This window comes from Corynebacterium lipophilum (assembly GCF_024102595.1).
Classification (GTDB): domain Bacteria; phylum Actinomycetota; class Actinomycetes; order Mycobacteriales; family Mycobacteriaceae; genus Corynebacterium; species Corynebacterium pseudogenitalium.
The window spans coordinates 1-12,316 of the sequence record NZ_JAEUWV010000030.1 but is presented as its reverse complement, the minus strand read 5'-3'; the positions used below and the strand labels follow the sequence as shown (position 1 = coordinate 12,316).

Annotated in this window: 9 protein-coding genes; 8 read left to right on the top strand and 1 reads right to left on the bottom strand. The window is 61.9% G+C overall.

Annotation, left to right across the window (positions count from 1 at the left end; all coding sequences use genetic code 11):
• The 6 genes from JMN37_RS10920 to JMN37_RS10895 all read left to right on the top strand — a co-directional run.
• Positions 1-546, top strand: a 546-nt coding sequence (locus JMN37_RS10920; protein ID WP_252932170.1) for a hypothetical protein, incomplete at its 5' end; no start/stop codon positions are given.
• Positions 534-1,613, top strand: coding sequence for an IS3 family transposase (locus tag JMN37_RS10915; RefSeq protein ID WP_269010992.1), 1,080 nt, complete (start codon positions 534-536; stop codon positions 1,611-1,613). The genes JMN37_RS10920 and JMN37_RS10915, both read left to right, overlap by 13 nt.
• A gap of 326 nt (positions 1,614-1,939) precedes the next feature.
• Positions 1,940-4,342, top strand: a complete 2,403-nt coding sequence (locus JMN37_RS10910; protein WP_252932168.1) for an MMPL family transporter — start codon at positions 1,940-1,942, stop codon at positions 4,340-4,342.
• Complete coding sequence (gene tgt, locus JMN37_RS10905; protein ID WP_070477262.1) at positions 4,339-5,589, top strand: tRNA guanosine(34) transglycosylase Tgt; 1,251 nt, start codon at positions 4,339-4,341, stop codon at positions 5,587-5,589. The genes JMN37_RS10910 and tgt overlap by 4 nt, the downstream gene beginning before the upstream one ends.
• 69 nt (positions 5,590-5,658) lie before the next feature.
• The gene (locus JMN37_RS10900) at positions 5,659-6,093 is read left to right on the top strand and encodes a type II toxin-antitoxin system RelE/ParE family toxin (protein WP_141742150.1); all 435 of its coding nucleotides are present in this window, start codon (positions 5,659-5,661) and stop codon (positions 6,091-6,093) included.
• A 60-nt stretch (positions 6,094-6,153) separates the two neighbouring features.
• Positions 6,154-6,483 (top strand): helix-turn-helix domain-containing protein, encoded by a 330-nt coding sequence (locus tag JMN37_RS10895; protein ID WP_168161602.1) that lies wholly within the window; start codon positions 6,154-6,156, stop codon positions 6,481-6,483.
• On the opposite strand, the gene JMN37_RS10890 is transcribed toward JMN37_RS10895, so the two are convergent.
• Positions 6,480-7,166 carry a queuosine precursor transporter gene (locus tag JMN37_RS10890; protein WP_070477264.1) on the bottom strand — a complete coding sequence of 229 codons (687 nt, stop codon included), beginning with the start codon at positions 7,164-7,166 and terminating at the stop codon, positions 6,480-6,482. The two genes, JMN37_RS10895 and JMN37_RS10890, sit on opposite strands and share 4 nt — an antisense overlap.
• Here JMN37_RS10890 and gluQRS point away from each other — a divergent pair.
• Both gluQRS and JMN37_RS10880 read left to right on the top strand, forming a co-directional pair.
• Positions 7,165-8,085 (top strand): tRNA glutamyl-Q(34) synthetase GluQRS, encoded by a 921-nt coding sequence (gene gluQRS, locus JMN37_RS10885; protein WP_071573452.1) that lies wholly within the window; start codon positions 7,165-7,167, stop codon positions 8,083-8,085. The two genes, JMN37_RS10890 and gluQRS, sit on opposite strands and share 2 nt — an antisense overlap.
• A 168-nt stretch (positions 8,086-8,253) precedes the next feature.
• On the top strand, positions 8,254-11,796 hold the full coding sequence (locus tag JMN37_RS10880) for a YPDG domain-containing protein (RefSeq protein WP_252932167.1): 3,543 nt from the start codon (positions 8,254-8,256) through the stop codon (positions 11,794-11,796).
• Positions 11,797-12,316: the final 520 nt, after the last annotated feature.

Below are 12,316 nucleotides of genomic sequence, written 5' to 3'. Positions count from 1 at the left end.
TCGTACATGGCAACGGCGTCGCGCTTGAATTGCTCCGAATATGTTTTCCGTGGCATTAGGGTAGGTTACCTTTCTCCGACACTGTGTTGTCGGTTTCAGAGGTGTCTACCTAACGGGGGTCAGGTCCGCGCCGCAGTCTATACCGGGGCAACCACACCAGTACCGGTGGTGTTAGACGCTGAAGCAATCATCTCACTTGTCCACCAGTATGTTGCCGCCCCGCATGGGACAAAGCAGGCACTGCTTGATAAGCACGGCATCGTCAAAGACACGATGCGCCGATGGATCGATAAAGTCGCAAACGGCACGATTGCCCACTACACGCACACAAGAAAGGCAGAACCCTTGAACACCCCCAAGACCACCAACAACGACATGGTCACCATGTCGCGTAAGGAATACAACGCGCTACAACGAGAAAACGCCAAGCTGCGCAAAGAAAACAAGCTGTGGAAGGACACCAGTGATGTACTGGGAAAAGCTATAGCGTCTCTGCCAGAAAACACTGGCGGGGACTCAAACGCGGCGGGAAAATCCTCACAGTAGAACAAACACAACGCTATGAGGCAGGCCTACAACAAGAAAACGAGCTAATCGAAGCCCTCGTTGGTATCGGGCACTCAATGAGGAAAGCCTGCAACGTGTTAGGCGTGGCCCGTTCCAGGCGGTATTACCAGGACAATCCCCGCCCGAAGAAGCAAGATCCGATCCCGCATCACAAACGCAACATCAAACGCTTAACCGATGCGCAAGTCAACGACATTTTGGCCTTGTTGGATGCCAATCCGTATTCGAGTGTGGATGATGTCTTCTACCACGCATTGAACAATGGGTGCTATATCGCCAGCTTGCGTAGCTTCTACCGGGTCGCCAAAGCACACGGCAAACTCTTATCACAACGCCACGGCACACGCAGAACACGCCCACGGCGTGCACGCGGGCACAACCAGCCCCCACATGTTGAAGCACACCGACCAGGTCAAGTGCTGTGCTGGGATATCACCTACCTTCCAGGCAAGTACACAAACCAGTACTACGCCTGCCATACCGCAATCGACTTATATTCCCGTGCTGTTGTCGGCGCAGTCGTTGCCCACCACGAAGATTCCCGCGTGGCACGACATATGTTTGAAGAAATCTTTGCCGCACACCCTGATGTCGACACGGTGCACTCCGATAACGGGGCAGCGATGACCAGTCGCAGCCTTGGCAAACTCTTCGATGCCCACCAGGTCAAACGCTCCTTCAGCAGGCAGTCGATTAGCAACGATAATCCGCATATGGAGTCGTTGTTTCACACCATGAAAGGTATGGCCTACTACCCGAAGGCCTTTGCCAGCATCAAACATGCAGCAGGCTGGGTTGATGAGTTTACAACGTTGTATAACCAACGGCCCCACAGTGGGATTAATGGCTACACACCGCAAAGCGTGCTAGACGGCACATGGCAAAAGCTGGAGGCCAACCGGCGAAGTGCCGTCGAGCAAGCCCTTGCTGATGGGGTAATTACCGCGCGACCGAAAACACCGATTGGGTTGCCTGAGAAAGTCACGATTATCCGCACAACAACTAAGACAGCGCCGATACCACGTGCATTGATGATGCATTGTTAACCATGAATCTGGCCCACAACCACTTGACACAGAGCGTCGCAAAACGAGCATTTGTATTCCCGCAGGCCAAAAAAGGGCTAGAATTATTGCGTTGCGTCTTTTGGCACTCGCTCCTTTGTATGTGCACCACATTCCCGGATTTGGGGTGGGGTCGGTGCGTTTCCCCAGGTTGTCTAAGGCGGGCAACTTTTTCGCTTGGTCAAACCGGTGACCTGGGTATGAAGGGAAATCGAGTCCAGCAAGGGTTCGCCTATAAGATGGCCTGGTAACGTGCCGCGGCTTGGTGGCACCAACAATCGAGAAGCGACAGTGAGGACGTAAACACCGTGGCGAAGATGCTGTTTCGGCTTGGGCGCTGGTCATTTCTGCATAAGTGGAAGGTGATCGTGGCGTGGCTGTTGCTGCTCGGCGCCACGGCGGCGGGGGCGTTTTCGCTGATGAAGCCGTTTACGTCGGAGTTTCCGATCTCGGGGACGCCCGGCATCGAAGCACTCGAGGACATGGAGCGGCACTTCCCGGGTGAGGGGAACGTGGCGACGGCGCCCGGGGTGAATTTGGTGTTTGCGGCGCCGGAGGGGCGTCGATTAGATGAGCCGGAGTTCATGGCGGGGATGGACGCGACGGTCGGCTACATCGAGGAGCACCTGGAGGGGCTGACGGGGACGGACAGGTTTGGCAACCCGGTGAATGTGAACCGGGAGCTGGGGGAGATGATCGTCGGGCAGATGACGCAGATGGGCCTGCCTGAGGAGCAGGCGAAGCAGGACGCGTACTACCTGCGGATGGTGTCGGACGATGGCCGGATTGGGTACACCACGTTCGAGTTTGGCGCGGAGTCTTCGATGTCGGTGTCGGAGGAAGAGCGCGCCGTGGTGAATGAGGCGCTGGAGATCGGCCGGGAGGCTGGCCTGCAGGTTGAGGCCGGTGGTGCCGGGTTCGGGGATCCGATCCAGATTAAGACGACGTCGGAAATGGTGGGGCTCGCGGTGGCGTTTGTGGTGCTGATTGTGACGTTTGGGTCCTTGGTGGCGTCGACAATGCCGATTGTGAGCGCTGTTGTGGGGGTGGGCATTGGTGTGCTGGCGGTGCTGATCACGACGCATTGGGTGGAGCTCAACGAGGTCACGCCGGTGCTGGCGGTGATGATCGGCCTGGCTGTCGGTATTGACTACGCGCTGTTCATCCTGTCGCGGTACAGGCAGGAGCGGCAGACGCTGGACGCGCCGGAGGCGGCGGGCCTGGCGGTGGGCACGGCCGGTTCTTCGGTGGTGTTCGCGGGGACGACGGTGTTCACGGCGCTGGTGGCGCTGTCCCTGGCCGGGATTGAGTTTTTGACGTGGATGGGCTTGGCGGCTGCGCTGACGGTGCTCATCGCGGTGCTGGTGGCGTTGACGCTGCTCCCGGCGCTGTTGGGCGTGTGGGGTGAGCGTTCCTTTGGTGGGAAGTTGCCGTGGTTCGCGGGCAACCCTGGCCCGGGTAAGCGGCCTGGCCGCGACTTGTCGGCGAAGTCGGTGGGCCGGTCCTGGGTGAACGTGGTGCGCAGGTTCCCGGTGCTGGTGATGACGGTGGTCGTGCTGGGGCTGGGTGCGCTGGCGTCACCCTTGCTGCAGCTGGAGATGGCGTTGCCGTCGGATACGACGTCGAACTTGGACACGACGCAGCGCAAGTCGGCGGACCTGATGGCGGAGGGCTTCGGCCCGGGGGTCAACGCGCCGTTCCTCCTGGTTGTCGACGCCACCTCCGTCAACCCGGACGCGGAGATGCTGCAGCCGTACATGGCGATGATGCCGGACGAGGCTGGCGGGCGCGCGCAGAAGGCGGCGCTGGCGTCGTTTATGTATGCGGTGCAGGAGGCCAACAGCGTCAACGGGATCGAGCACGCGCAGCTGGTAGGCGCGAACGAGGACCTGACGGCGGCCCGGATCCTGGCCACCCCGAAGGGCGGTCCGGAGGAGGAGTACACGCTGGAGGTGGCGCATGCGCTGCGCGCGAACAATGTCCAGGTGGAGGATGCGACGGGGACGTCGATAGGCCTGACGGGCCTTACCGCTGTGCAGATGGACATCACGGAGGAGCTTGAGGCGGCGATGCCGCTCTACCTCGCGATCGTGGTTGGGCTGGCGATCATCCTGCTGATCCTGGTGTTCCGCTCCATCCTGGTGCCGGTGGTGGCGGGCCTTGGCTTCCTGCTGTCGGTCGGTGCGGCGTTCGGTATGACGGTGGGCCTGTTCCAGCTCGGCTGGGGTGGACTTGTGAACACCCCCGGCCCAATCATGTCGTTTATGCCGATCTTCCTGATCGGCGTCACGTTTGGCCTGGCCATGGACTACCAGGTCTTCCTGGTCACCCGCATCCGCGAGCGCTACCTGAAGCTGCGCCGCGCCGGCGACCCGGAGGCGGAAATCAAGGCGGTGCGCGAGTCCACCGTCGAGGGCTTCGTGCAGGGCGCGCGCGTGGTCACGGCCGCAGCAGTCATCATGATTGCGGTGTTCGTGGCGTTCATCGACCAGCCGTTGCCATTCATCCAAATCTTTGGCTTTACGCTCGGCGCCGCCGTATTTTTCGACGCCTTCTTCGTCCGCATGGCGCTCGTCCCCGCTACGATGTTCATCCTGGGCCGTTCCACCTGGTGGATGCCGAAGTGGCTGGACAAGGTGCTGCCGGAAGTTGACGTGGAGGGCACCGAACTCGAAGCCGAATTCCACCCCGAATCACTGGAGCACGCATGACCGACGACCTTTCCTTCGACCTGAACACCACCCTGTATGACGCGCCGGGTAAGCATGGGCGCACGGGTGTGATCCATACGCCGCACGGCCCGATCCAGACCCCCGCGTTCATCCCGGTGGCCACGAAGGCCACGGTGAAGACGCTCACCCCGGAGCAGATCCACCAGACCGGTGCGCAGGCGATCCTGTCCAACGCCTACCACCTGTACCTTCAGCCGGGGCCCGACATCGTCGACGAGGCCGGGGGCGTCGCCGCCTTCGAGAATTGGGACGGCCCGACCTACACGGACTCGGGTGGCTTCCAGGTGATGAGCCTGGGCGTCGGCTTCAAGAAGGTCTTGGCCATGGACACCGCCGGGCTCACCGACAAAGACATCCGGGCCGAGAAGCGTAAGCGCATGGCGATGGTCGACGAAGACGGCGTCGACTTCAAGTCTGTCATCGACGGTTCCAAGCACCGCTTCACCCCCGAGGTGAGCATGCAGATCCAACACCAGCTCGGCGCCGACATCATGTTCGCCTTCGACGAGCTCACCACCCTCGTGGATACCCGCGACTACCAGGAGCGTTCCGTGGAGCGCACCCACCGCTGGGCGAAGCGCTGCCTCGACGAGCACCACCGCCTCACCGAGGCGCGCACGCACCGCCCGAAGCAGTCACTGTGGGGCGTGGTGCAGGGCGCCCAGTACGAAGATTTACGACGCCACGCCACCCGCGGACTGCTCGACCTCGACCGGGAGGCGCGCGAGGCCGGCCGACGCGGCTTCGGCGGGTTCGGCATCGGCGGCGCCCTTGAGAAGGAAAACCTCGGCACCATCGTCGGCTGGGTCACTGACGAGCTGCCCGTGGACAAGCCGCGCCACCTGCTGGGCATCTCCGAGCCGGACGACATCTTCACCGCCGTCGAAGCCGGCGCCGACACGTTCGACTGCGTCGCGCCGACGCGGCTTGGTCGCCGCGGTGGCGTCTATACGCTGGACGGACGCATGAACCTGATGAACGCCCGGTTCAAGCGGGACTTCTCCGGCGTCGACGAGGAGTTCGGCGGCTACGTCTCCGAGAACTACTCGCGCGCCTACATCCACCACCTGCTCAAGGCCAAGGAGTTCTTGGCGGGGACGCTGTGCACCATGCACAACCTGGAGTTCATGATCCGCCTGGTGGACAACATCCGCCACGCCATCGATGCCGGGGAGTACGAGGCGTTCCGCGACGAGTTTATGGGCAGGTACTACGCGGGGAAGTAGGTGTTTCTGGGGGCTAGAGGCTCTTATAGGCGTTAAGCTAGAGCGCATTTCGGGGGACAAGGGGGTATATTGTCTGATCAACTTTGGCGTGTCGAGGTTTTCGATGGTGGAAACTTTCATCGTTTTTACAAACGCCTGGATGAAGTGGAACGAGCAGTCACGGACGCAGCAGTCCAGTATGTCTTAGCGCCGCTGGGGATTCGCATCTGTGAAAGCGAATGGGGCAAAAGCCTTGGTAGGGGGCTGTTTGAACTTCGAATAAGAAGAAGCATCGACACAATTCTTCGCGAGCATGGGCCCTCGGGAGCAGCTGATCGGGTGCCAAAACGTTGGTGGAAGAAACGCGTATTGATCCGTGTCTACTGCACTTTTCACGGCGATAAGATCGTTCTGTTGCTGGGTGGGTACAACAAACTGCGTGCGCCAAGTAGCAAGCAAGAACAGAAGGAGATTCGAGCTGCAAGGGCTGCGTTGGAGCAGTGGAAGCGTGACCAACCCTCTTGATCTTATGTGCTGTAACACATAAGATCAGGGGTATTGAATCAGCAGATGAAAGGTGTGGGAATGGGGACTACAGCATTTGAAGAATTCGTAAAACCGTATCGGGAAGCAGCTTCACCAGCTGCTGAGATCGTGCGAGATGCTGCTGCTCGTGCGTTTGCTTCCGAGATTGCAGACCGAAGGGCAGTGGGTGCTGCCCTGATGGCAGCGAGGAAAGAACGTGACGCAACGCAGCAAGAGGTTGCAGATTCCGCTGGGATCCAGCAAGCCGAGTTGAGCCGCATTGAAAACGGGCTTGGTAACCCGACTGTTGACACTTTGCTCAAAGTGCTTGCGGCCCTTGATCTCAGATTGGTGTTCGAGCCAGCTCCTAGCGCTGGCTCTGGGCGTTAGCTTCGCAGCTCCGCATGCAGTTCCTGCTCGCGGCGGCGTACCCACGCGATGGTCGGGTACGTGATCGGGAGTAGGACGACTTCGAGCAGGGTCTTCCATAGGAAGCCCACGACGACGTAGTTGATGAACTGACCCGGCGTTTCGATGCCGATGACCGCCGCTGCGATGGCGCAGAACAGGAGGGTATCGGCGAACTCGCCGACGATGGTGGAGCCGATGAGGCGTGCCCACAGGCGGTCGTGTCCGAACCGGTCTTTCATTTTCTGCAACACCCACGCGTTGAGCAGCTGGCCTGCGATGTAGCCGGCCAGGGACGCCATGACGATGCGCGGCATGAGGCCGAGGATCGTCGAGAAGGGTTCTTGCATGTCGTAGAAGTCGGCGCCGGGGAGCCAGATGGCGATGTAGAAGGACACGACGGCCAGGATGGCGATGCCGAATCCGGTGAAGATCGCCCGGCGGGCGGCTTTGAATCCGTAGACTTCGGCGAGCACGTCGCCGAGGACGTATGCAAGTGGGAAGAGGAAAAAGGCGCCGTCGGTGATGAATGGTCCGAGGGCGACTCCCTTCTGTGCTGTGATGTTGGAAATGAGGAAGACGGCGCAGAACACAGATACCAGTACAGGGTAAAGCGATCGCGCAAAAGTTTCTTGGTTTGTCACGGCTACATATCCTATACACATGAATGCTGGACGGTATGCACCTTCTCCGAGTGGGGATCTCCATTTTGGCAATCTGCGGACGGCGCTGCTGGCGTGGTTGTTCGCGCGTCGGAGTGGGCGGCGTTTTTGGTTGCGGGTGGAGGATGTTGATTCGGAGCGTTCGTCGGAGGCGGCGGGGCGTCGTCAAATAGAGGACTTGTTGGCGCTGGGCCTTGATTTTGATCCGCCGGTGGTGTGGCAGTCGCAGCGTTCGGCGTTGTATGAGGCGGCGTTGTCGCAGCTCCCGGTGTATGAGTGCTACTGCACGCGCCGCGAGATTCGGGAGGCGGCGAGTGCGCCGCATGCGCAGCCTGGGATGTACCCGGGCACGTGCAGGGATTTGAGCGAGGAGCAGCGAGCTTTTCGACGCCACCAGCTTTCGCAGCAGGGCCGCATGCCTGCCCTTCGCCTGCGTGCTGATGTGCGGGAGTGGACGGTTCGTGACTTCTTTGCCGGGGAGGTGACCGGGCCTGTCGATGACGTGGTGGTGCGCCGCGGTGGCAACCTTACGCAGGCGCAGGCGGGGGACTGGGCGTATAACTTGGCGGTGGTCGTCGACGACGTGGACCAGGGGGTTGACCAGGTGGTTCGTGGGGATGATTTGTTGATGTCGGCGCCCGCGCAGGCGTACATGACGCACTTGTTGGGCGGGCAGGAACCCGAGTATGTGCACGTGCCGCTGGTGCTCAACGCGGAGGGCAAGCGGCTGGCGAAGCGCGACGGGGCGGTGACGTTTGCGGAGATGTCGCAGCGCATTGGGGTGGATGGCGTGGTGCGGGCGCTGGCGGAATCGATTGGGTGCGCAGGCGCTGGGACGGCGCAGGAGATCCTTGAGCGCTTTGACCCTGAGAAGCTCTCAGCGGATCCTTTCGTCTGGACAAATACACCCGAGCGGGGGTAACCGCTGGTTGAATAACATGCATGTGATGCAAATATTTTGACGACAACTGTGCAGGTCCGGGCGTTTGCTGAAAATAAACTGTCAAAAGTACTTGAAACTTCTTAAAAACCGTTCATGATGAATGGATAGCACAAATAACACACAGTTGCCTTTGAGGGGAGTTTCAGAATGCGAAATCGTAGAATGTCAGCCACTGTGGTGGCGCTGGCGCTGGGGGCGTCCGCGCTCGTGGTGCCACAGGTGGACGCGCAGAGCGCCGAAGAGAACCGATGCCACGACGTGCTGAGCGCGAACACCTTGTTCCCGCACCAGCACGTTGGTGCCGTGACTACGCCGAACGAGGGCTCGTTTGAGACGGGCACCCGCGTTGTCAACGAGCAGGGCCAGGTTGAGGTGTACTACTGGGTCAGCCTCCACGGCGACGGCGAGCACGCTGTGGACTCGATGGTTTCCGAGCTGCGCATGAACCAGACCGGCATCTCTGATTTCGAGGAGACCTTCACCCTTTCGGCGGTGTCTGTAGGGGAGACTATCCCAGGAGCGGTGCGTTCCGGCGAGGGTAGCACCACCAATATGGACCTGAAGGTCACCGGCACCGCGCACGTTGAGCCGGTCGAGCTGCACCTTTCGGAAGGCTCCCCGGTGGTGTCCGCGAAGGTCACCCTCGAGGACGTGAAGGACATCAAGGAAGGCGAGACACGCACGTTCGCGTGGGTCGCCCGAAGCGTAGGCAACGGCTACGAGAACTTCCCGAACCGCCTGGGCTTCGAAGCCCGCAACATCGCCGAGGTTGACCTGCTGCCGGTCCCGGCAGAGAACGCGCAGTGCTTCCCGCTGCAGGCGGCTCAGGACGAGGTGCCGGTTGTCACCGCGAACGGCAAGGAGTTTGCGACGAACATCCAGGTCAGCAACGGCAGCCAGGCTGATTACGCCCGCGTGATTGCCGTCGTAACGCGAAACGGGAAGGCTGTCGAGGGCGCGAATGCGCGCGTCGATAAGGATGGCCGCGTGCATGTCACCCTGCCTGTCGGCGGGACCGGCGAAATCGACAACGAGAAGCCGGAGGTACTCCAGGTTGAGGTATACGCCACCCCGCGCGACGGCTCCGACCAGCTCAACCTGCAGAAGTACAAGGACAACGCCAAGATCGGCGAAACGTTCCAGCTCAAGACCCAGCAGTGGGCCCCAAGCTACGGCAACGAGAAGACCTCCCCGGGCAAGACGGCAACCGTCGCGCTGAAGCCGGGCAGCCCGAAGTACCCTGACGGCACCACCTTCGAGGTCGTCGGCGCTACCCCAAGCAGCGAGGCCCGCCCATGGGACGTCACTCTGGAAGAGGGCAGCAACGCGCTCAAGGTCACCGCGCCGATGAGCGCGCGCCTGGAAGATACCGTGACCGTGCAGGTCAAGGCCACCTACCCAGACGGATCCCACGACGTGCTGGAGTCCGTGGTCGGCGTTGACACGACCCTGGCGCAGGAGCACACCCCTGGCTACGACGTGGTGATTACCCGCCCATCCGTTACAGTGACGCTGCCGCAGGTCCGTGACCAGGAGCTGCCGGCCGACACGACCTTCAAGATCGCCCCTGACCAGCAGCTCGGTGATTGGACGGTGGGCGTCGATAAGCGCACCGGCGAGATCACCGCAACGCCGCCGGCGAACGCCCGCGACGGCGAAACGAAGACCATCAACGTTGAGGTGACCTTCCCAGACGGCTCCACCAAGGTCGTACCGGGCACCGTCATCGTCAGCGCGCCGCCGCAGGCACAGAACCCAGACGCGTACTACCTGGCGGAAACCACCCGCCCAGGTGTCGAGGTCACCGTGGACGCCCCAGAGTTCAGCGCTGATGCGCCGAAGGGCACCACGTTCACCATCCACGGCGCCTACGAGGCGCCGAAGGGCTGGGAGGTCACCGTCGGCAAGGACGGCTCCGTCACCGCCACCCCGCCTGCCGATGCCAAGCCAGGCGACCGCATTGTCGTGCCTGTCCAGATCACCTACCCGGATGGTTCCTCGATCACTCGCCCAGCAGTCGTCGTAGTTGTCGACGACGCCCCCAAGGGCACCAACGACGTCCAGTTCCCACCGAAGCCGACCAAGCCGGGCACCGTCGTAGTTGTCACCCCGAAGGGTGGCACCGAGGGCTCCACCTACGTTGTCGAGCAGAAGGACATCCCTGAAGGCTGGACCATCAACATTGACGAGAACACCGGTGTCGCGCACGTCACCCCACCAGCAGACGCCAAGCCAGGCGACTTCGGCGTGATTAACGTGCAGGTCACCGACCCGAACGGCAACACCATCACGCGCCCAATCGTCGTGACCGTCATCGACGACCCGGCCGCACCCGTCGACCCGAACCCGGCCACCCCGTCCGCCCCCGACCAGAACTACGCCCCGAAGCAGACCAAGCCGAACCAGACCGTGACCGTCAACCCGACGCCACGCGCGCCGGGCGGCACCGCCTTCGTAATCTCGCCTGAGTACAAGGCGCCGAAGGGCTGGAAGGTCACCGTCGGCGAGGACGGCTCCGTCACCGCCACCCCGCCTGCCGACGCCAAGTCCGGCGACTACACCGTCGTCCCAGTCGACATCACCTACCCAGGCGGCCAGAAGGTAACCCGCCCAGCAACCATCCTGGTTGTTGACGACGCCGACACCCCCGAAGGCCAGCCACCAGTCGACTACAACCCTGGCCGTACCAAGGGCGGCGTCACCGTTGTCGTGCCGCCAAGCACGCAGCCTGACGGCGCGACCTTCAAGATCGTCGACGGCTGGAAGGCGCCGGAAGGCTGGAGCGTCACCATCAACGACGGCGGCTCAGTCTCCGTCACGCCACCTGCCGACGCCAAACCAGGCGACCAGATCGTCGTCCCAGTAGAGGTCACCTACCCAGGCGGCAAGACCGTCACCCGCCCGGCGGTTGTAACTGTCAGTGACGACACCCCGTCGACCTCGGGCGGCAACACCCCTCCGACCATTGAGGTCAAACCGGGCACATCGCACGTTGAGGTCCACGTGCCAGGTGCCAACATCGGCGACCTCAAACTCCCCGACGGCTGGACCGCTCAGCGCGAGGGCGACAAGGTCATCATCGTCCCGCCAGCTGAGCGAACCCCGGACCCCAAGGGCTTCGACATCACGATCCCAGGCCGCGAAGGCGACGTCACCGTCCACGTCGTTGTCCAGGGTGAAGACCAGCCGAAGACCCCAGGCAAGAGCTCGACCGATGACCTGCAGCGCTGCTTCGCCGACATGTCCTCCCACGGCGGGCCACTCCTGTGGCTCATCCCGCTCGGGTTGGCAGTCGCCGTCGGCGCGCCACTCATCGCCGCAATGGGCCCAGAGATCAGCGCCTCCGCACGCCGCGTCTCCGAGCAGATGAACATCCCGAACCCGTTCGGCAACTTCGGCGACAACCGACCTGACTTCCTGAAGCAGCTCGACGTTGAAGCCGCCCGCCTGAACGCCAAGTTCGGCCCGCAGGCCACCGAAGCCCTCGGCGCCATCGCAGCGGTCACGCTCGGCATTGGTGCCCTGGCCGGCCTGCTCTCCCTGTGTGCCCCAGGCGAGAACGGCGCAGCCAACAAGATCCAGCAGAGCTCCAACGAGGGCTCCTCGCTCGGCGACTTCCTCGGCCGGAAGCCATCGACCACGGCACCTGCCACGACCTCGGCTGAGCCGACCACCCCTAAGGAGAAGTAGCTCCTCTGTATAAAACCCCGCGACCTGCGAGTTGGGTCGCGGGGTTTTGTCGTGCTGGACCCGCGCACCAAATTCCCTCATACGGTCGGTGCGACCTGGGGAAATGCCTTGGCGACTTTTCAAAATGCCGGATTTTGGTGCGCAACTACCCTCCTCGCGCACCACATTCCTGGGTTTCGCGGGACGGATTGGAAAAGTCAAGGTCACTGGCAGCCGGTGGGGGAATTTGGTGTCTCCGTGCGTGGTGCAAGTGCCAAAGGACGCAGTTTTTGTTGGGAGAGGGGGTAAAAGCCCAGGTCGTGAAAAGTGGGTTGCGTCCTTTGGCACTCGGGCGATGGGTAGTGCACCACATTCCCTCACGAAGCGAGCGCGACCTGGGGAAATGCTCGGGCACGGGTTAAGCGACAAAATGTGTGCTTTTTTGGATATGGATTCCAGGTCCTGCCTGGGCCTACGGCGGGACAGTGCTCGTTGAATCGGGATTCCCTGCCGTAGACCGGAAGGTCCACCACTTCAGGCG